The sequence below is a fragment of the Streptomyces sp. NPDC020875 genome (genome assembly GCF_040641415.1).
Taxonomy (GTDB): domain Bacteria; phylum Actinomycetota; class Actinomycetes; order Streptomycetales; family Streptomycetaceae; genus Streptomyces.
In genome coordinates, this window is sequence record NZ_JBFADP010000011.1 from 113397 (window position 1) to 132379 (window position 18983).

Annotated in this window: 16 protein-coding genes; 9 read left to right on the forward strand and 7 right to left on the reverse strand. The window is 73.1% G+C overall.

Annotated features, from left to right (window positions below):
• Nucleotides 1–379 precede the first annotated feature (379 nt).
• A complete protein-coding gene (locus AB0G74_RS08935; protein WP_361142202.1) occupies nt 380–1780 on the forward strand; it encodes a hypothetical protein in 1401 nt (466 codons plus the stop codon).
• 303 nt (nt 1781–2083) lie between these two features.
• Here AB0G74_RS08935 and AB0G74_RS08940 read toward each other — a convergent pair whose 3' ends face one another.
• Both AB0G74_RS08940 and AB0G74_RS08945 read right to left on the reverse strand, forming a co-directional pair.
• The gene (locus AB0G74_RS08940; RefSeq protein WP_361142205.1) at nt 2084–2587 is read right to left on the reverse strand and encodes a flavin reductase family protein; all 504 of its coding nucleotides are present in this window, start codon (nt 2585–2587) and stop codon (nt 2084–2086) included.
• Between the two features lie 158 nt (nt 2588–2745).
• A complete protein-coding gene (locus tag AB0G74_RS08945) occupies nt 2746–3156 on the reverse strand; it encodes a nuclear transport factor 2 family protein (protein WP_361142207.1) in 411 nt (136 codons plus the stop codon).
• A gap of 881 nt (nt 3157–4037) precedes the next feature.
• Here AB0G74_RS08945 and AB0G74_RS08950 point away from each other — a divergent pair.
• Both AB0G74_RS08950 and AB0G74_RS08955 read left to right on the forward strand, forming a co-directional pair.
• Nucleotides 4038–6212: a BTAD domain-containing putative transcriptional regulator gene (locus AB0G74_RS08950; RefSeq protein ID WP_361142210.1), complete on the forward strand. Its 2175-nt coding sequence runs from the start codon at nt 4038–4040 to the stop codon at nt 6210–6212.
• A gap of 455 nt (nt 6213–6667) precedes the next feature.
• Nucleotides 6668–7528, forward strand: coding sequence for an AfsR/SARP family transcriptional regulator (locus AB0G74_RS08955; RefSeq protein WP_361142213.1), 861 nt, complete (start codon nt 6668–6670; stop codon nt 7526–7528).
• Nucleotides 7529–7730: 202 nt separating this feature from the next.
• Here AB0G74_RS08955 and AB0G74_RS08960 read toward each other — a convergent pair whose 3' ends face one another.
• The 3 genes from AB0G74_RS08960 to AB0G74_RS08970 form a co-directional block, all read right to left on the reverse strand.
• Nucleotides 7731–8396 carry a TetR/AcrR family transcriptional regulator gene (locus tag AB0G74_RS08960; protein WP_361142216.1) on the reverse strand — a complete coding sequence of 222 codons (666 nt, stop codon included), beginning with the start codon at nt 8394–8396 and terminating at the stop codon, nt 7731–7733.
• Nucleotides 8397–8563: 167 nt separating this feature from the next.
• On the reverse strand, nt 8564–9424 hold the full coding sequence (locus AB0G74_RS08965) for an SDR family oxidoreductase (RefSeq protein WP_361142219.1): 861 nt from the start codon (nt 9422–9424) through the stop codon (nt 8564–8566).
• A 73-nt stretch (nt 9425–9497) separates the two neighbouring features.
• The gene (locus AB0G74_RS08970; RefSeq protein ID WP_361142222.1) at nt 9498–11132 is read right to left on the reverse strand and encodes an FAD-dependent monooxygenase; all 1635 of its coding nucleotides are present in this window, start codon (nt 11130–11132) and stop codon (nt 9498–9500) included.
• 236 nt (nt 11133–11368) lie between these two features.
• Here AB0G74_RS08970 and AB0G74_RS08975 point away from each other — a divergent pair, with 236 nt between their 5' ends.
• From AB0G74_RS08975 to AB0G74_RS08995, 5 genes are all read left to right on the forward strand, one after another.
• A complete protein-coding gene (locus tag AB0G74_RS08975) occupies nt 11369–11665 on the forward strand; it encodes an antibiotic biosynthesis monooxygenase family protein (protein ID WP_361142225.1) in 297 nt (98 codons plus the stop codon).
• Nucleotides 11666–11668: 3 nt separating this feature from the next.
• Nucleotides 11669–12109 carry a nuclear transport factor 2 family protein gene (locus AB0G74_RS08980; RefSeq protein ID WP_361142228.1) on the forward strand — a complete coding sequence of 147 codons (441 nt, stop codon included), beginning with the start codon at nt 11669–11671 and terminating at the stop codon, nt 12107–12109.
• A gap of 18 nt (nt 12110–12127) precedes the next feature.
• Nucleotides 12128–12637: a nuclear transport factor 2 family protein gene (locus AB0G74_RS08985; RefSeq protein WP_361142231.1), complete on the forward strand. Its 510-nt coding sequence runs from the start codon at nt 12128–12130 to the stop codon at nt 12635–12637.
• A 102-nt stretch (nt 12638–12739) separates the two neighbouring features.
• A complete protein-coding gene (locus AB0G74_RS08990; protein ID WP_361142234.1) occupies nt 12740–13543 on the forward strand; it encodes an SDR family oxidoreductase in 804 nt (267 codons plus the stop codon).
• Nucleotides 13544–13581: 38 nt separating this feature from the next.
• The gene (locus tag AB0G74_RS08995; protein WP_361142237.1) at nt 13582–14643 is read left to right on the forward strand and encodes an LLM class flavin-dependent oxidoreductase; all 1062 of its coding nucleotides are present in this window, start codon (nt 13582–13584) and stop codon (nt 14641–14643) included.
• Between the two features lie 98 nt (nt 14644–14741).
• Here the strand turns inward: AB0G74_RS08995 and AB0G74_RS09000 are convergent, their stop codons facing one another.
• Nucleotides 14742–16229 carry an FAD-dependent oxidoreductase gene (locus tag AB0G74_RS09000; RefSeq protein ID WP_361142240.1) on the reverse strand — a complete coding sequence of 496 codons (1488 nt, stop codon included), beginning with the start codon at nt 16227–16229 and terminating at the stop codon, nt 14742–14744.
• A gap of 109 nt (nt 16230–16338) precedes the next feature.
• Nucleotides 16339–17373, reverse strand: coding sequence for a ketoacyl-ACP synthase III family protein (locus tag AB0G74_RS09005; RefSeq protein ID WP_361142243.1), 1035 nt, complete (start codon nt 17371–17373; stop codon nt 16339–16341).
• A gap of 552 nt (nt 17374–17925) precedes the next feature.
• On the opposite strand from AB0G74_RS09005, the gene AB0G74_RS09010 reads away from it, so the two are divergent.
• On the forward strand, nt 17926–18972 hold the full coding sequence (locus tag AB0G74_RS09010) for an acyltransferase domain-containing protein (protein ID WP_361142246.1): 1047 nt from the start codon (nt 17926–17928) through the stop codon (nt 18970–18972).
• The last annotated feature ends 11 nt before the right edge of the window (nt 18973–18983 follow it).

Here is an 18983-nt window from a genome sequence, read left to right on the forward strand (position 1 = left end):
GCCGCCCGGGGCGGCGACCGGGAGCACGGATCGTTACGGCGTCAACCGGATCGTTGTTGATTCACCCGTTCCGGAGAGGGCGGCGGGGAGTTCGGCAGTGGCTTTCGGTCAGGACGAGGGCGGCCGTTGTGGGTGGCGCGGTCCCTGGGGCGGGGGTTGCGGCCCGGGGAGCGCCCGGCCCCGGGAGGCGGGCGGGAACTCCGGGACGGGCGCGGGGAAACCTCTGGCACCAGGTTGACCGAACCCACCCCTTCATCACTTTACGTATCGATGAACGCGCGTTTCGCTACTAGGCGTTGCGGGTCGTCGTGGCGTACCAGCGGTACGCGCCGTCGGCGGTGCCCGCCTCCCGACAGCGCAGACTCGAAGGGGATGAACCATGGCCACACCTCCCGCTCCGCTCCGCGTCGCCCTCGTCAACGGCAGCTTCGAAAGCCCCGGCGTCACCGATATGGCGTTTCTGCCGGACGCCTCGCAGACCCAGACACCCGGACGTGTCCCCGGCTGGCTGACCACCGCGTCCGACCATCTGATCGAGCTGTGGCACTCGGGCTTCCAGGGTGTCCCGGCGGCCGACGGCGTCCAGTTCGCCGAGCTGAACGCCAACGAGGTCTCGACGCTCTACCAGGATCTGCCCACCACCCCCGGGACCAAGCTGTACTGGCGGCTCCAGCACCGCGGGCGGCAGGGCCGGGACACCATGGCCCTGGACATCGGCGCGCCCGGCGCCACCGTCGAGCAGCAGCGGTTCACCGACGGCAACACCGAGTGGGGCCGCTACACCGGCGTCTACACCGTCCCGGCGGGACAGACCCTGACACGGTTCGCCTTCCGCTCCATCTCCGCGGCCGGAGGCAACCGAGGTATCGGCAACTTCCTCGACGGCATCTTCTTCGGGACCGCGCCCGCCGTCGTCCTGGAGAAGACCGCCGTGCCGATGGGACCGCTGGAGGTGGGCGACACCCTCACCTACCGCGTCACGGCGCGCAACGAGGGCGGCGGCGACGCCGAGAACCTCGTCCTGACCGACGCCGTACCGGAAGGCACCAGCTATCTGCCCGGTTCCCTGCGGATCGTCGACGGCCCCGGCGCCGGGGTCAAGACCGACACCGGGGGAGACGACCAGGCCGAGTACGACCCCGCGAGTGGCAGAGTCGTCTTCCGGCTCGGCGCCGGGGCCTCGGCCACCCAGGGCGGCAGTCTGCCCAACACCCGCACGCTCCCGGCCGGGACGACCGTGGAGTACCGGGTCGTGATCGACCGGGCGGCGGGCGGAAGGAGAATCGTCAACACCGCCACCGCCGGCTACGAGAACCGGCTGGGCGAACGGCCCGAACCGCTGACCGCCACATCCGACGAGGAGATCACCGAAGTCAGGCCCGCCGCCGACCTGGTGGTCACCAAGGCCGCCGACGCGACCACCGTCACCGTCGGGCAGACGGTGACCTACCGGATCTCGGTCCACAACAAGGGCCCGAACCGGGCGACCGGCGTCACGGTCACCGACCGGCTCCCCGAGGGCCTCGCCTTCCTGACGGCCAAGACCACGTCGGGCGGCTACGACCCGGCCACCGGCCGGTGGATCGTCGGCGAACTGGCCGAGGGCGCGACGGCGACGCTGGTCCTCCGCGCCAAGGCCACCAGGCCCGGACCGGTCGAGAACACCGCCACCGCCACCGCCGTCGAGAAGGACCCCGACCCGGCGGACAACACCGACTCGGTGACCATCTGCGTCGAACCGGCCCCCTCCTGCTGCGACCCCTGCGCGTCGGAGGGATGAGCCCGGGCCCTGCCCCGGCCCCATCGCGGGCCGGGGCAGGCGGCCGGGAGCACGCCCCCGGTGTGTAGGCGGGCCGAGGCCCCGGGGCGCTCACCCCGGGGCCTCCGCCTCCCCGGGGAGCCGGGCCGTGAGTGTCTCCGTGTCCGGGCGCTCCGGTGCTGGTACGGGCAGATCGCCGGTCATGACAGGACCTCCGACGGGTCGAGGCGGATCGGGGCGGCCCTGTCCCGCCCCGTGGAACGCGGCGCGGCCGCGTCACCAGGACACACCCTGACGCCGCGACGAGGTCAACCGCCGCGGCCCTCAGGGGATCGCCCGCAGCGCGCCCCGGTGGAAGACGATGGACGAACCGGCCGACGCGGTACCGAGCGCCGCGACCCGGGCCAGGACGAAATCGTGGTCGCCCAGTCGGCGGACGTCCTCGGCCCGGCAGTCGAGCCAGGCCGCGGCGCCGGGGAGCAGGGGGTTGCCCGAGGGCGACGTACCGTACGAGAGTCCGGCGAACTTGTCCGTGCCGCCGGCCGCGAACCGGGCGCACAGCTCCTGCTGGTCCCCGGCGAGGACGTTGACGGCGAACGTCGGCGAAGTCCGCATCTCCGGCCAGCTGGTGGAGTTCTCGTCGATGAAGAAGCCGACCAGCGGCGGCCGCAGGGAGACGGAGACGAACGAGCCCACCGTCAGGCCCGCCGGGCCGAGCCGGGTCGCCGCCGTGACGACGGTGACGGCGGTCGGCACCTCGCGCAGGACCCCGCGCAGTACGGCGGGGGCGATCCGCGCGTCGGCGGGCGCGGACGGAGTCGGGCCCATCGCTGACCTCCCGGTCGAATCGTTCTCGGCCCGACCCTGCCAGCCCGGCCTCGCGCGCCGGTCGCCCCCCGGTCGCGGTTGGCAAGGAGCCGTCCGCCGGGCGTCACCCGATGGCCGCCGCCCCGCCGCTGCCCGGCGGGGCGGGACACCGGGCGCCGTCAGCCCGCCGGGAAGAGCGTCCTGGTGAAGTACTGGGTGTCGAAGTACTCCCGCATCACGGCGATCCGGCCGTCCCGGACGTTGTAGACCGAGACGATGTCGGTCTCGTACGGCACCCCGGAGCGGGCCGTGGACCGGGCGACGCAGTCCAGGACCACGGTGTCGCCCTCGGCGACCAGCCCCCGGGTCTCCACGGTGTAGGGGGCGTCGGGGGTGAACCGCTCCATCAGCGGCAGCATGAACTTGTTGAGGATCTCGTCGAATCCGACCCACGCCCCGGCCAGCGGATGATCGCCCGGGATATGGAACACGGCATCGTCGTGGAGGGTGGCCGTGATGGCCTCCGGGTCCCGTACGTCGATGGCCCGGAGATAGGCGAGGACGACACTTTTCGCGTCCGGATGCGTCATGGCTGCTCCTGTGGTCGAGACGAGAAGTGCATGTAAAGCGAGTGGAAAGCGCTGTAGGCGGAATCCGGGATTTCCGTTCCGTTTTCCCGCCGGGCCGGAGTCGCGGACCGGCGGAATCCCGGAGTCCGGACCCGATCGGAAAGATCGGGCCCCGATGGCGCCGACGGGCGCCCGTTCCGCCCTCCGCGGACGTTACACGGGTCCGGCGACCACCAAATCCGGGCAATGAGTAGGGAAAAGTGGTCGAAGGGAGTTCAATTACCGCCCGTGGAGGGGTGGGAGGGCATGGAATGGGTCTGACGTCCTGAGCAGCGCCGATGGGGCACGGAGCGGCTCGCGGAGTGGCCGGAAACGCGCTGGAACCAGCAGGCGGGCACTGATACTTACACTTGTTTCAGGACATCACGAAGGTTAATGTACCTCCACAAGCCAGGCGCGGATTGACCGCCGATGGGGCTGGCATACGTCACACACGGGGTTCCGTCGCTGATCTGACAGCGGCGGAGTGACACGCATAGGGGACATCGCGCATGCAGCAGAACTGTGCATCGAACACTCCGGAGTACCGCGCGCCACGGGCCGCGGGCACCGACTGTCGACCGTGCGGTGCGTCCGCGGGACGCCCGGGGCGGAATTAGCTGTTCCGTTCCGTTGTCGCTCCGGCGGTGTGCGGACATCGCCGGGCCGACGGCGCGGAACGGCGGCCCGAAGCCGAACCCGGTCCGGGGATCGGAAACGATCACCCATGGGCCGGCCGGGGGACGACACCCGGAGCTTCGGGTCCGTCGGCGCGCGGAGACATCCGCGACCCGGGGATCAGATTCCCGCAAAGAAACACACACCAGTCCGCTGTCTCGGATTAAGTCAATTGCGGAGCAGTCATGTGGTTTCGAGTGCTAGGACCATTAGAAGTCGTCAAAGAAGATCACATCATCCCGCTGGGCGGTACCAAGCAGCGGGCGACCCTGGGCTATCTGCTGCTCAACGCCAATCGGGTGGTGTCGTCGAGGGAGCTCCTCGGCGCCCTCTGGCCCGACGGCGCCCTCCCGGCCACCGCGCGCAAGATCCTCCAGAACGCCGTATGGGGCCTGCGGGGCGCCCTCGCGGCCGACCGGGCCGACCGCCAGGCCGGTGTCCTGCTCACCAAGGCACCCGGCTACGTCCTGCGGATCGACCCGGACCAGGTCGACCTCCACCTCTTCCACCGCGGGCTCCGCGACGGGCGCGCCCTGCTGGAGTCCGGCGCCTCCGCCGAGGCCGCCGACACCCTCCGCAGCGCCTTGGCGCTGTGGCAGGGGCAGGTCCTGGCCGACCTCGTGGAAAGCGGGATCAACTGGCCCGAGCTGGCCGCGGCGGCCAGCGCCCGGCTGGACGCCATGGAGGACTACTTCGAAGCCGAACTCCGCTGCGGCCGGCACCAGTCGATGCTGGGCGCGCTGGAGGCGACGGTCGAGGCCGAGCCCCTGCGGGAGCGGCTCTGCGGCCAGCTGATGCTCGCCCTGTACCGGTGCGGCAGGCAGGCCGACGCGCTCAATGTGTACAGCCGGGTGAGGGCGTCCCTGATCGAGGATCTCGGTCTGGAACCCCAGCGGGAACTCCAGGCCCTCCAGCAGGCCATCCTGCACCAGGACTCGGAGCTGTCCCCGGTCGCGACCGGCTCTCCCGCGGTCGCCGCTCCGGCCCCGGTACGGGTTCAGGTCGCGGCGGCCCCGGCGGCCGTCCGTACCGCGCCCGGCGCCGGGGGGGAGCCCGTACGGACCGGTTCCCCGCGGCCGGTCGCCCCGGCGCCCGCCGCCGAGGCCGCGCCGCGTGCCGGGGAGGCCGTCCGCGACCCGGACGGTCCGGAGGGGAGGCTGCCCGCCAGCCGCCGCCCGGTCAGTGTGCTGCTGCTGGACGCCCGGCTCAGCTCCCGGCCCGACCGGAGCAGGCCGGAGGGCGCCGACGAGCTCCGGGACACCGTCACCGGCCGGATCCGGGAACTGGTGCACGGCTTCGGCGGATCGGTGATCTGCTCGATCGGCTCCACCCGGCTCGCGGTCTTCGGGCCCGAGGGCGGCGGTGACGGCTATGCCGAGCGGGCGGTCCGCGCGGCGCTGGCGATCCGCGGCGAGTTCCACGCCCCGGACGGGGTGATCCCGCTCAGCCGGTCGATCCGCCGGGGCTGCGAGGTCACCATCAGCGCCGCGGTGGCCACCGGACAGGCCCTGCTGCGGTACGAGGACCGCTGTCCCGAGGCCCTCGCGTCGGCGGACGGGTCCCTGCTGGACGAGTGCCAGTCCCTGCTGTCGCTGGCCGCCCCGGGGGACATCCGGGTCTGCGACGCCACCTGGCGGATGACCGTCCCGGCGCTCTCCTACGTCCAGGCCGGGGACGCGCCCCGGGTCTGGAAGCTGACCCGGACACCGCGCCGGGACGAGCGGGCCCAGCGGCCCCGGGTGGTCGACCGGGAGATCGAGCTCGACGTACTCCGGGGCATGCTGGAGCGCGTCCGGCAGAGCGGCACCCCGCATGTGGTGACCGTCTTCGGCGAGGCGGGCACCGGCAAGAGCCGGTTGCTGGAGGAGTTCGAGCGGCGGGCCATGGGTCAGCCGTCCGCGATGCGCTTCGTGGTTCCCGGCGGCCTCGGCGGCGACGGCGAAACCTGCTGCGACTCCCATCTCTTCCACTCCCGGATGAGTCCGCTGCTCGATCCGCACGGCGCCGAGAGCCGCAAGATGGACCTCGGCCAGCTGGCCCGGTCCACCCGGACTCCGCTGGTCGGCCTCGAACCCCACTGTCCGCTGGTGGTGATGGTCGACGATCTGCACGAGGCGGACGACGCCGTACTGGACTTCATCGGCGCCGTCGGTCAGGAGACCGCCGAAGGCGCCGTGTTCATCGTCGCCACGGCCCATCCCAAGTTCCTGGAGCGCCGTCCGGGATGGGGCGGCGGCGTCCCCCGCTTCACCACCCTCTCCATAGGCCCGGCGGGGGCGGCGGCCCGGCCGCTGCCCTCGCCGTCCCGGGCCGATCTCGTCGGCCGGAGCTTTCCCGGCTACGCCGACTGCACGCCCTGACACGGGCGATATCCGCCCCGGCGACCCCGGAGCGGAGCGCCGAGGGGACGGAGCCGCCACGGCTCCGTCCCTTTGTGCCGTACGGCCGCCGGACAAACGGCGGCCGTATCCGGTTCTTTGTCACGGCTGTCACTCTCGCCACGGCGGTAACGGGGCGACGGCTGCCCCGGAACATGAAGAATATGTTTACGGCGGATGTCGAGTGGCTTTGGTCATGCGCCGGTAACCGTCCCGGATGGTGGAATTCCGCCCGGTCGGTGAGCGCAACGGCGTGAGCCGTCGATTGACGCGAGATGTGCGACGACGGCTAGCATCATATTTTAGCTGCAATTGAATCGTATTTTACTCGACTTCGCCAGTACGCCAGGCAAAAGATCCAGGTCGCTTACCGGGAAGGTGTACGAGACATCGTGGAATTCTCCGTACTGGGACCTCTGCGGATGCATGAACGCGGGGTGTCCTACACACCGACTGCGCCGAAGCAACGGCAACTGCTGGCCCTGCTCCTGCTCAACGCGAACGAGGTGGTGTCGACCGGTACATGTATCGAAGAGCTATGGGAGGACGCTCCTCCCAACAGCGCCCTGTCGACCCTCCAGTCGTACATCCTCCAACTCCGGCGCAGTTTGCGCCGGGTGCCCAGGATCGGCAGTCTCCAGGCCGCCCGGGGGATTCTGGAGACCCGCGACGGGGGATATCTGCTCGCCGTGGCCGACGGTGAACTCGACGCCGACCGGTTCTGGGGGCTCGTCAGGGAGGGGCGCGGGGCGCTCCGGCACGACGACGAACGGGGTTCGGCCCGGCTGGCGGAGGCGCTGAGGCTCTGGCACGGTGCCGCGCTCTCCGACGTCCAGCGGGGTCCGGTGCTCCGGGCGTATCTCGTGGGTCTGGAGGAGGAGCGCGTCAGCGTCCACGAGCAGCGGATCGCCGCCGATCTCCGGCTGGGGCGGCATCAGGAGCTGCTGGGTGAGCTGAGCGGACTCACGGTCCGCTATCCGACGCACGAGAGCCTGCACGCCCAGTTCATGCTGGCGCTCTACCGGGCGGGCCGGCGGACCCAGGCCCTGGAGGTACAGCGGCGGCTGAGTGCGGTGCTCCGTACCGAACTGGGGCTCGATCCCTCGCCCCGGCTGCGGCGGCTGCACCAGGCCATCCTCATGGGGGACGCGGCGATCGACGCGCCCGCCGACACGGACGGCGTACTGTCCGCCGAGCGCCCGGCGGCACCGTCCGGGCGGGGCGCGAAGGCGGCGAACGGTGAACTGGTCGCCGCGTCGCGGACCGCGCACCGGCGGGAGCCGCTGCTGAGGCGCTGAGCGCCGTAAGGGGGTAAGGGGGTAACGGGGGTTAGGGGGTAAGACGGCGGAAGGGGTCCGGGACGACACCGCGCGGGGGTGTCGTCCCGGACCCCTTCCGCGTTGGTTCCGGAGGCCGGTGCCGTAAGCCAAGAGCCAAGAGCCAAGAGCCAAGAGCCGGGTGCCGATGGCGGAGACCTCCGCCGGGGGCGGGTGCCGGGGTTCAGGCCCCGGTGTCCGGCCGGTCCGCCGGATCCCCGGCCGTATCCGCCGCACCGGCCGTGAGGTTGGCCGCGAGGAAGGAGTCGGCGACGGCCCGGACGTACTCCGGGCCGAAGGTGCGCTCCGCCAGCAGCCGACGGAAGATCAGCGGGCCCGCGAGCTGGTCGATGGCCAGCTCCACATCGAGATCGGACCGGAGCGTCCCGTCGTCCTTGGCCCGGCCGACGATCGCCCGGAACCCCCCGGAACCCGCCTGGTACAGCGCTTCCTTGAGTCCGGAGAAGGCCGGGTCGACGCCCGCGCGCTCCACGACGGCCCGCATACCGCGTTCGGCCACGGGATCGTGCAGCAGTTCGCGCAAGCCGTCGAGCTGGCCGATCAGATCGTCGCGCAGTACGCCCGTCGGCGCCGGGCGCACCGAGGCGATGCGCTGGGCGATCGCCTCGTACAGGAGGGCGGCCGCGTCGGGCCAGTGCCGGTAGAGGGTCGTCCGGCCCACTCCGCTGCGGGCGGCGACCGTGACATGGGTGACCGCCGCCCAGCCCTGTTCCACCAACAGCTCCTGGGCCGCGGCCAGGGCCGACGCCCGGCTGCGGGCCGCCCTCGGGTCCATGCCGCGCCCGGGCACACGCGGGCCGTGTCCCGTGGTGTCGGCCTGTGCGGACATCTGCTCCCCTTGACTCGTCGTCCCCGGTCGATCTGTTGTACGGGCCCGAGTCTGCCACTTCTTTCCGGCCCGCGGGCAGCACGCGGTCTCCGGTGCGACCCGGGCGCCACCCGTACGCGCCGGGCCGCCGAGACTGCCCCCGGGGGCGGCCTCGGCGGCCCGGTCGTTCAGCCGCGGAAGGCGTCCAGATGGTCCCGGGCCCAGTCGGCGAAGGAGCGCGGAGCGCGGCCGAGGACGTCCTCGACATGCGGCGAGAGCCTGCCGTGGAGTTCGGCGCCGTGTGCCACGGCCTCCTCCAGGGTCCTGATCACCCCGTTCGCGGTCTCCTCGGAGAACCGGGCCAGCAGCATCCGCCGGAAGTCGGCCAAGGGGATCGGTTCGAACCGCAGCTCCCGGCCGAGGAGGCCACCGAGTACGGCGGTCTGCTCGCGGGCCGTCAGCGCCTCGGGCCCGGTGAGTTCGTACACCCGGCCCCGGTGCCCCTCGCCGGTCAGGGCCCGGACGGCGACCTCGGCGATGTCACGGGGGTCCACGATCGCCTCCGGGACGTCCGCGAGCGGGCCCCGGGCGGTCCCGTCGGCCTTGATCCCGGGCGCCCAGCCGAGGTTCATGCTCATGAAGCCGTTCGGCCGGAGCACGGTCCACGGCACGCCCGACTCCCGCAGCGCGTCCTCGGCGAGCCGGTGCCAGTGGCCCAGCGGATTGGCCCGCGGGTCGTCGGCGACCTCCACCCCGAGGGTCGACAGCTGCACGATGTGCTCGACCCCCGCCGTCCGCGCGGCGGCCACGAGCCGGGCGTCGTGGGTGGCCTTGTTCGCGCCCAGAGACATCAGGAAGACCTTCTGGACCCCGTCGAGCGCGGCGGGCAGGGTCTCGGGGCGGTCCAGATCGGCGGTCACCACCTCGAACCCCGGGCCGGGTACCAGCCCGCCCGCCGCCGGGTTCCGGCTGAGCGCCCGTACCTTCCGGCCGTCCTCGCGCAGCAGGGACAGCACCTTTCCGCCCACGTTCCCCGTCGCTCCGGTCACCAGGATCACAGTCGTCTCCCTGTCTCCGTCGTCATCTTCACAGTCACATTCGGTGTCGGTGTCGCAGCTGTCCTCATCGACCGCCGCGTCCCGTCACCGGGCGGTCGAGTACGGTCCGCAGGGCGCCCTCCAGCGCGCGGACCGCCGCGTCCGTCCCCCCGGCCGGGCCGGGCGAGCGCCAGGCGACGAACCGGTCGGGCCGGACCAGTACGGCCCCGGCGCCGGAGATCCCGTAACTCCGCAGCCAGTCGCCGCCGCCCAGCCGGTGCACGGGCAGCGGCAGGCCGAGCCGGTCCGCGACCTCGGCCGCCGCCGCGCTCCACTCGTCCGCCGGATCGTCCCCGGCCGCCCCCGTCAGCAGGACGAAGGACCGGCCGAAGAGCGCGGTGGTGGAGGCGGCGGGCGCCCCGTCGGGCAGTTCCGCGTACGGCGCCCGGGACCCGGGGCGCCCGGTCGGCGCGGCCGGGTCCTCCAGCGGCTCCCCGGCGTCGTCCGGCTCGCGGACCACGGCCCCGGAGAGATGGCGGTAGCCGAACGCCTGGACCACCGGCGGCAGCGGGGCCGCGAGCGCCCCGTCGTCGAGATAGGGCGCCAGCCGCTCCACAGTGTTGCGGAGCTGCTGCTCGCCGATCATCTCGGAGACCGGCCGGCGCTCGGCGTCATGGCTGTCGAGCAGCCCGGGACCCGCCTCGCCCTTGAGGACCATGGCCAGCTTCCACGCCAGGTAGAAGCCGTCCGTGACGGCGGTATTGCCGCCGAGGCCACCGGGTGCCGGGACCAGCCGGGCGGCGTCGCCCACCAGGTGCACCCGGCCCTCGCCGAACCGGTCGGCGATCATGCTGAGGATCTCGGTCCGGCCCGTCTCGATCACCTTCAGCGGCAGATCCGGCAGTCCGAGCCCGGTCCTGACCAGTTCGGCGCACCGCTCGTCGGTGAAGGCGCCGAAGTCCGGCGGATGCCGCGACATCCCGAGCACATAGCCGTACCGGCCGGGCACATCGGTGGTGTAGAAGACGCCCGGCACCGGCTCCTGAAGCCAGAACAGGGCGAATCTGCGGCCCTCGGCGACCTCGGGCAGCGCGGCCAGCGGCCCGCTCAGATCGGCGTCGAAGAAGACCCGGAAGATCTCGCCGAGGTCGCCGCGCCCGTGCATACCGATGCCCAGGCCCGCGCGGACCGGGCTGTGCCGGCCGTCGGCGCCGACGAGATAGTCGGCGGTCACGGTCCGCTCGGTGCCGGTCCGCCGGTCGTACAGTACGGCGGTCACGGCGTCCGCCGACTGCTCGAAGGACACCAGCTCGGTATCGAACCGCAGCTCGGCGCCCAGCTCCCGGGCCCGGTCGGCGAGGATCACCTCGGTCCGCTCCTGGCTCGCCATCGCCCAGTCCTCGGGCGACACATGACGCATCGCCATATCGGCGCCGGTGATGGTCTTCCGGACCGGTCCTGTGAGGGAGTCGGCGATCACCATCAGGAACTCGCCGGTGCCGCCGTCGGGTCCGGCCGCCGCGATCCGCCCGGCCACCCCGGCGATCCGCAGCACCTCCATGGTGTGCGGGTACTGGCCCCGGGCCTTCATCACGACCGACGTACCGGGGTGCTTCTCCACCACCACGGGCCTGATGCCGTACGAGCCCAGGAAGAGGGCGGTCGTCAGCCCCGCCAGGCCGCCGCCCGCGATCAGTACGGGCACGTGTTCATCCGCCACCAGGACTCCTCGGTCGTCGGGGGAGTGCTTCTCGGGGTGCTCAGTCTGGGGAGCCCGGTTGGTGCGCCGATGGGGTTCCCGTCCACGCCGGATCCCGTCCGCGCCCCTCCACCGCCGCACCAACGGCGCATCAGCGCCGGGACCGAGGGTGAGGGGCGGCGACGGGGCAGACGGCCCCGCCCGCCGCGGGGAGCCCCACCGGCCCCCGCCCGTCCGCCGGACGAACAGGAGTCGTCGTGGTCGTCTTCGTCAACAAGCTGACGCTCACCGGAGCGGCCGAGGACCTGGAGCGCGTCTACGCCCATGTCGCGGAGTTCATGCGTACCAGGCCCGGACTGATCCGCTATCAGCTCGTACGGTCGCAGAACGATCCGTCCGTCTACTTCAACGTCGCCGAGTGGCAGGACCAGGGGTCCTTCGAGGCGGCGCTGAAGGAACCGGAGTTCCGGGCCAGGCTGCGGGCCCTGGGCACGGTCATCAAGGGCGAGCCGCATCTGTCCGACCCGGTCGCGTCCGGTGTCGGGGAGGTCTGAGCCGTGTCCGGACCCCTGAAGGCCGCCACCCCGGTCGACGGCGACACCTACGCCGGAATCCTCCAGTTCTACGCCGAGCACATGCAGCTCCTCGACGAGCGCGCGGCCGAGGAGTGGGCCGACGGTTTCACCGAGGACGCCGTCTTCGAGCAGAACGTCAAACCGGAGCCGTGGCGCGGCCGGTCCGTGATCGCCGAGCGGATGCGGGCCGGTCTCGACCGGCAGGCCGGGCGGGACGTCCAGCGGCGCCACTGGTTCGGCATGGTGGCCTGCGACCGGCGGGCCGACGACACCGTGCTGACCCGCTACTACGCCCAGGTCATCGAGACCCCGAGGGGCGGGCGGGCCACCACCTACCTCAGCACCACCGGCGAGGACGTGCTGGTGCTGCGGGACGGCCGGTGGCGGATCCGCCACCGGCTGATCACCCATGACGCCACCTGAGAGCGGAGGAGCCCGAGAATGAGCGAGCCCGAGACCGGCCCCGAGAACGCGCCCGCTTCCGAGACCGCGCCCGAGCTGACGCGTGAGCGGGTGGCGGCGGCGTACGCGTCGCTGGTGACCGGGGACCGGGAGCGGATCGCCCGGTACTGGTCGGCGGACGTACGGTTCCAGATGCCCGGAAACCACCAGTACGCGGGCTGGTTCGAGGGCCTGGACGAGTATCTGGAGAAGATGGGCAAGCTGATGGCGGCCACCAAGGGCCGGATCAGCTCCGAGACCCTCGATGTGCTGATCGACCCCGTGGCGGGCGTCTCCGTCGACGTCTACCGCCTCGACGGCTACCGCGGCCACGCGGAGGAGGGCGCCACCTCCCCGTACGACCGGCTGCGGATCGAGGGCGTCCACGTCCTGCGCTGGGAGGACGGCCGGATCGTCGAGGGCCGCAGCGCGCTCTTCGCCGACGGGGTCACCCAGGCCAATCTGTGGTGGTCCCCGGTCGGCGCCGACGGCACCCGGCACGAGTACTGATCCGGTACGGCCGCCCGGAGGTGTCCGGGCCCTCGCGGGGGCCGTCCGGGGCTCCCGGGCGGCCCCCGCCCCGCGCGCCGCGATGACGAAGGGGACCCTCGTATGACACACGCACAGCCGGAACCATCCGCACAGACACCGCCGGAGCGGGCCGAGTACGCGTTCGAGGGCCGGACGGTGGTCGTCACCGGCGGCGGCTCGGGCATCGGCCGGGCGACGGCCCACGCCTTCGCCGACGAGGGCGCCCGGGTCCTGGTGGTGGGCCGCAGGACCGAGGCGCTGGCGGAGACCGCCCGGCACCGGCCGAACATCCGCTGCTACGGCGCCGACCTCTCCGAACCGGACGCCCCGGCGGCCGTGGTGGCCGAGGCCGTCCGGGAGTTCGGCGGGATCGACGTCCTCGTCAACAACGCGGCCCGGCTGCGGCCCGAACCCCTCGGCCGGATCGACGACCTCGACGCCCGGACGGAGCTACGGGTCAATCTGCTCGCGCCGCTCTTCCTCACCCAGGAGGCGCTGCCCCGGCTGGAGGCGGCCAAGGGCACCGTCGTCAATGTCTCCACCGCCGGGATCGGCCGGGGCTGGGCCGGGCATTCGGTGTACGGCGCCGCGAAGACGGCCCTCGACTTCCTCACCCGCACCTGGGCGGTGGAGCTGGCGCCGCGCGGCATCCGGGTCGTGGGCATCGCGCCCGGGCCCGTCGACACCCCGCTCGCCGAACGCGCCGGACTCGGACCCGACGAGGTGGCCCGGCTACGGGCCCGGCAGAGCGCCCGGGTGCCCCTGGGCCGGGTCGGGCAGCCGGAGGAGGTGGCCCGGTGGGCGGTCGAACTGGCCCGCCCGGAGGCCGCCTTCACCACCGGACTCGTCCTGCCCGTGGACGGCGGGGCGAGCGCCGTCTTCTGACCGTTTCCCACCCCGACCGCCACCATCCGGGAGCCCGTATGGAATTCGGCATCAACTTCTTCCCCACCGTCGGACCCGGCGACAAGGACGCCGCCGACTACTTCGAGGAGGCCCTGCGGCTGGTCGAACGCGCCGAGGAGTACGGCTTCGACCATGTGAAGACGGTCGAGCACTACTTCTTCCGGTACGGCGGCTACTGTCCCGACCCGGTCACGTTCCTGGCCGCCGCCGCGGCCAGGACCGAACGGATCCAGCTGGTGACGGGCGCCGTCATCCCCGCCTTCACCCATCCGGTGAAGCTGGCGGGCAAGCTGGCCATGCTCGACAACATCTCCCGGGGCCGGCTCCGGGTCGGCTTCGGACGGGCCTTCCTGCCCGGCGAGTTCGACGCCTTCGGCATCGACCTGGACGAGTCCCGGGCCCGGTTCGACGAGGGCGTACTGGCCTGCCGCAGGCTCTGGTCCGAGGAGGACGTCGTCTTCGACGGCGCCTTCCACTCCTTCGGCCCGGTCACCCTGCTGCCCCGGCCGTACCAGCGGCCCCACCCGCCGATCCTGGTCGCCACGGCCAAGACCGCCGCCTCCTGCGAACAGGCGGGCCGGGACGGCCACGGGCTGATGATGGTGCCGTCGATCAACAAACGGGAGACCGTCCAGGAGATGCTCGGCCTCTACCGCAAGGCGTGGGCCGAAGCGGGCCACCCGGGCGAGGGCGAGGTTCATATGAGCTACGGCTGCTATCTCGCCGAGGACGCCGCCGAGGCCAGGACCAAGGGCCGGGAGTACGCCCGCCGCGCCAACACCGTGATGCGCGACGCGGTCGCCGCCTGGGCCGAGCGCCGCAGCACCGGCTACGCCGGATACGAGAAGGTCGTGGAGAACATCGCCCGCCACGACTTCGACCGGTCGCTCGCCGAGAACAAGACCCTGGTCGGTACGCCCGACGAGATCGCGGAGCGGCTGCGGACCATCCGGGAGTGGTTCGGCGAGATCTCCGTCAGCCTCCAGGTGATCTCCGGCAATCCGCCCTACGAGGAGTCCGAGCGGACGATCCGGCTCTTCGCGGAGGGCGTGCTGCCGCACTTCCGCGCGGCGGGCTGAACTCGGGGCGGACATGGATACGGGCCGGGCCCCGGGGACATCCGGGGCCCGGCCCGTACGTATGACCGTACGACGCGCACGCGGTGCGCGGCCGGTCGTCAGGCGCCGGTGGTGACGTCCCCGACCAGGTGCCGGGCGGACCGGGCCGCGACCGCCGTGACCGTGAGGGCGGGCGGCACCCCCGTACCGGGCAGCAGGGAGCCGTCGATCACATACAGGCCAGGATGACCGGCCACCCGGCCCACGTCGTCGGTGACCGTGCCCAGCGGCACGCCGCCGACCACATTGCCCCCGGTGGTGCCGATCCGGCTGAAGGCCGTACGGCTCCCCGGGTTCGCCTCGTCCAGCCGGTCCAGGGTCCGGGTGATCGAGGCCCGCGCCCCCGCGAAGGCGGGATCGTCGACGGGCCAGCTCAGTACGGCGTCGTCGCGGTCCGGGTCGTAGCGGAAGACACCGAGCGCAGGGGCGGGCACCGAACCGATCGTGGTGATCCACCCCTCGCCCGCCGGGGCGTCCGGCCAGGGGAAGTTGAGCAGCGAGACCGGCCGGGCCGGATCGTCCTTGCCGTCCTGGGCGATGATCGCGCACGGGCCGCCCTGACGGGGGTTGTTCTCCGCCATGCCCGTCCGGGCCGTGATGACCTCACTGTTGCCGACGCGGCTGCCGAGGGCGGCCGGGAGACCGGGCAGGGCGCCGGTCGCCCGGGCCCGCAGCAGGATCCGGTTGGTGCCGAGGGTGCCCGCCGCCAGGACCAGTCGCGGTGTGACGATCCGATGGCGGGACACGATCTCGCCCCGCTCGTCGATCCGGTCGTAGTCGACCCGGTACCCGCCCCCGTCGCCGGGCGCGGTGCCGTCCGCCGGGCCGATCTCCGTCACCGTACTGAGCGGCCGGACGTCGAGCCGCCCCGACGCCTCGGCCCGCGCCAGCAGGGTCCGGTCCAGACTCAGCTGGGCGCCGCTGTTGACCCCGAACACATTGAGCCCGTCGACATGGGACCGCACCCGGGCCCCGGTCATCTCCTCCCGTACGGCATCCCAGTCGACCGCCAGATCGACCTTGCTCCACGGGATCCCGGCCCGCTCCAGCTGGTCGGCGAAGGAGCGCGCCGAGCGGTAGAACGACGACTCGTAGACGTCGTCCGGGATCGGCGCGCAGCCGATCAGCTCCCGGGCCTGCGGATACCACCGCTCCACCATCTCCCGGTAGTCGAGGACGGCGCCGAGCGTATGGGCGAACAGTTCCTCCGACGGCAGGCACATCGTGCCGTTGGACGCCAGGGACGCGCCGCCCACCCCGGCCCCGGCGAGCAGATTCATCCCGTCGCCCGGTACGAACTCCAGGACACCGCAGTAGACGTCGAGTTCGGCGTCGGTCAGCGGGGAGCTCCGGCTCAGCCAGGCGGCCCGGCCGTCCGGCGCGGTCTGGGTGGCGAAGGTGGTGCCCGAGCCGTCGACCGGCCAGCGCCGGCCGCGCTCCAGCAGGACCGTGTCCACCCCGGCCTCCGCCAGCCGCAGGGCGGTGACGGCTCCTCCGTATCCGCTGCCGACGATCACCACATCGGCGCGGTGCTGTTCTCGAACCACTGGGCGGCCTCCTGCCGTGTCGCTACGGGACTGGCGTCTTCTGTCGAGGGGGCGACGGCCCCCGGTGGTCGGTGGACCGTTGGTCTTACGGCGCGCCGGGGCGGCCGGTTCAGCGGTCGTACGGGGGCGGCGGGTGTTCGATCTCCACCACCGCCGACGACCAGGTGAACCCGGCGCCGACCCCGGTCAGCAGGACCCGCTGCCCCGGGCGGAGCAGCCCGCTCCCGGCGAGGTGGGCCAGCCCCGCGAACTGGTCGCCCGCGCCGAGATGCCCCACGGTCCTGGCGAACGGCCAGGTCGTGACCTCCGGGGCGATACCCCAGCTCCGGAGATAGGTCCGGCTGAGCCTGCGGAGCCCGAAGTGCGGCAGGACGAACCAGTCGATGTCGCCGAGTTCGGCCTCCGCGTCGCCCAGTGCCCGCTTCAGCGCCTCCGCCTCGCCCGCGCCGACCCGCGCGACGCTGTACGAGATCCCCACCTCGTCGACGAAGGCCCGTTTGGTGGCCTCCAGATCCATCGGCCGCCGGACCGCGAACGGGGCCGTACCGAACGGGTCGTGGCCCCGGTGCATCGCCTCCAGCTCCGGCTCCGAGACCGTGGCCAGGCTCCGCAGCCGGGCGAAGCCGGGCCGCCGGGAGAGCAGCAGGGCCGTACCTGCGTCGCCGTAGACCGTGCCCGGATCGCTCTGCCAGCGGTCGAAGCCGGGGCCGCAGAACCGGTCGCCCGTCGTCAGCAGGGCACTCCCGCCCCGGGCACCGCCGGTGAGCGCGCTCGCGGCCAGCTCCAGGGCCGCCATGCCCCCGTTGGAGAGCTGGCGGATCTCGATCGCGGGACACCGGTTGCCGACCGCGACGCGCTGGATGTACGAGGCCGGGGCCCAGAGGTCGTGGCCCTGGTAGTAGACGTCGGCGTGCAGGATCAGCTCGATCTCCCCGGGTGCGACGCCGGACCGCCGCAGGGCCGCCGCGGCGGCACCGGCCGCCATCTCGGGCGGTGACTCGCCGTCCGAGACCGCGACGGACAGCAGGTCGGTACGGTCGGCGAGCCCGGCGTCGAACAGGCCGTCCGCGACGGCGTCCGCGACGGCGACCCGGCCGGGGACGTGGACCGCCGCCGCGGCGATGTACAGATCGTCGAACCTCATAGGGCGAATGCCTCTCGTCGGTCGGGCGCGGTCGTGCGGTCGTACGGTCGTCCGGTCGCGGCCGGTTCCCGTCGCCCGGCCGTTGTGTCCGGCTCATGGGAACGGCCGCCGGGCGACGGTGTGTTGACCGTGGCCCGGCGGCCGGGGTGCGGGGCGCGCGCTCGGCCGATCAGCGGGTCGCGCCACGTCGGCCGTCTCCAGTCTCGGAACGGGACATGGGAGCGGGGTGGAGACCGGATGGAGGAGGGGCGCTCGGCACCGCCGCGTGTGCCGGGCGGCGGGGATCCCGGCGCCGCCGGACGACCGGGTTCCGTCCGGCGGCCGGGGGTTGCTCGCGGTCCCTGGGCCGTACGGGGCCGGTCGCGCGGCTCCGCCCCCTATCCCTTCGGCGACGGGGCCTCGACGCCCCCGGGGCGCCCTGCGGTCCTGGCCCGCTGTACTGGTCGGGCCCGGGCGCTTTCACTCAGCTCCGGTCCGGGGTGTGTGTTCCTGGGAGGCTCCAGCGGCCGGTGCGACGCTGAAGGCCGTGCCGTCACCAACGAGGAGGCAGTAGTGCGAGCCGACATTCCGTCCCCGGCCGCCGCCGGGCCGCGCGGTCCGGTGCTCACCTTTCCCGGGCAGGGGGCCCAGCAGCCCCTGATGGCCGCCGGGCTCTACCACGGCCATCCGCCGTTCCGCCGCCATCTCGACCGCGTCCTCGACCTCTGGGGCGCCGAAGGAGCCGCCCTCCGGGCCGATCTGCTCGCGCCGGTCCCCTCCCTCGACCCCGACGGGGTGCGCCGCGCGCAGCCCCTGCTGTTCGCCGTCGACTGGGCCCTGGGACGTACGGTCCTCGACTGGGGTATCCGGCCCACCGCCCTGCTCGGGCACAGCGTCGGCGAGATCGCCGCCGCCACCCTCGCCGGGGTCTTCACCCTGGAGGAGGCCGCCCACCTGATGGCCGACCGGGTCGAACACATCGCGGCGGGCCCGGTCGGCGGCATGCTCGCCGTCTCGGCGGCCCCCGGCGACCTCGCGCCCTATCTGCACGCCGATGTCGTCGTCGGCGCCGTCAACGGACCCCGCCAGGTCGTGCTCGCGGGCTCCGCCGAACCCCTCGCCGAGACCGGGGCCCGGCTACGGGCCGACGGCTTCACCTGCCGCGCGACCCGGGCCCTCAGCCCCTTCCACAGCCCCGCCCTGGCCCCGGCCGCGCGGGCCGCCCTGCCCGGACTCGCCCGGTTACCGCTGCGGGCGCCCCGACTGCCGCTGCACTCGGCGTACACCGGCGGCCCGCTGACCGCCGCCGAAGCCGCCGACCCCGCCTTCTGGGCCGGGCAGCCCGCCGCCCCCGTCCTCTACGGGCCGACCCTCGACGCCCTCCTCGGCACCGGCCGGCATCTGCTGCTGGAGTGCGGCCCCGGCCGGGGCCTGACCACCCTCGCCCGCCGCCACCGCGCCGTCGGCAGCGGCCGTTCGGCGGCCGTGGCCCTGCTCCCGGCCCGCGCCCGGGGCGACTCCACCGACCTCGACAGTCTCCGTGCCGCCGTGTCACACCTCCTCGCGGAGGGGCTGCTGACCGGCGATCCGCTGCCGCTCGACACCGTGGCGCCGGGGTAACCGAACGGCCC

Excerpts from the sequence above, each read along its gene's own strand:
- AB0G74_RS08940 (WP_361142205.1), bottom strand. The coding sequence starts at position 2,587 with ATGGGCCCGACTCCGTCCGCGCCCGCCGACGCGCGGATCGCCCCCGCC.
- AB0G74_RS08950 (WP_361142210.1), top strand. The coding sequence starts at position 4,038 with ATGTGGTTTCGAGTGCTAGGACCATTAGAAGTCGTCAAAGAAGATCAC.
- AB0G74_RS08990 (WP_361142234.1), top strand. The coding sequence starts at position 12,740 with ATGACACACGCACAGCCGGAACCATCCGCACAGACACCGCCGGAGCGG.
- AB0G74_RS09005 (WP_361142243.1), bottom strand. The coding sequence starts at position 17,373 with ATGAGGTTCGACGATCTGTACATCGCCGCGGCGGCGGTCCACGTCCCC.
- AB0G74_RS08935 (WP_361142202.1), top strand. The coding sequence starts at position 380 with ATGGCCACACCTCCCGCTCCGCTCCGCGTCGCCCTCGTCAACGGCAGC.
- AB0G74_RS08960 (WP_361142216.1), bottom strand. The coding sequence starts at position 8,396 with ATGTCCGCACAGGCCGACACCACGGGACACGGCCCGCGTGTGCCCGGG.
- AB0G74_RS08945 (WP_361142207.1), bottom strand. The coding sequence starts at position 3,156 with ATGACGCATCCGGACGCGAAAAGTGTCGTCCTCGCCTATCTCCGGGCC.
- AB0G74_RS08995 (WP_361142237.1), top strand. The coding sequence starts at position 13,582 with ATGGAATTCGGCATCAACTTCTTCCCCACCGTCGGACCCGGCGACAAG.
- AB0G74_RS08985 (WP_361142231.1), top strand. The coding sequence starts at position 12,128 with ATGAGCGAGCCCGAGACCGGCCCCGAGAACGCGCCCGCTTCCGAGACC.